2 pseudogenes are annotated in these 464 nt (G+C 42.5%); both read right to left on the bottom strand.

Features of this window, described 5'->3' with window-relative positions:
• Positions 1-194, bottom strand: a pseudogene (locus AB4496_RS29765) (sulfate ABC transporter permease); the annotation flags it as partial.
• 1 nt (position 195) lies between these two features.
• Positions 196-464, bottom strand: a pseudogene (locus AB4496_RS29760) (hypothetical protein); the annotation flags it as partial.

Below are 464 nucleotides of genomic sequence, written 5' to 3'. Positions count from 1 at the left end.
CCAAGTGTGGTATCACAGTCATAACAATTTTCATCGGTAAAACCATTGTTGATGATTAAAGGGGAGTCGTTATCTGATGTTGCCCAAGAAGTAGAACCAAATCCGCTTAACGAAAAATTATCGGTAAGTTCAATAATAGCGAAAGCCGGAGAGGCAATTGAAGCACATAGCACTGACGTAATTATTTTTTTCATATTATTTCTCCGAGCTTATAACGTATAGAACATTGGCATTTTCAGGGAGCGTCGAGAGCGGGGCGTACCCAATTCGATTGGGCTTGTCATCAAGCCAGTCAACCAAGGTTTCGGTGGACGCCGATTTAATCTCTCTTGGATAACGAGCTTTACCTGAGAAGGATAAGCTCGCCCAATGGGCATTCATTTGAGCTGCGTTTTTTCCAAGCAGTTGTTGGTAAAAAACTTCACGTTCGCTGCTGTTTTCAGGCCAATCAGAAAGTTCTACAC

The sequence above is a fragment of the Vibrio sp. 10N.222.46.A1 genome, assembly GCF_041473595.1.
Classification (GTDB): Bacteria; Pseudomonadota; Gammaproteobacteria; order Enterobacterales; family Vibrionaceae; genus Vibrio; species Vibrio tasmaniensis_A.
Note: the sequence above shows the minus strand (reverse complement) of the source record. Positions and strands in the feature narration are given on the sequence as shown.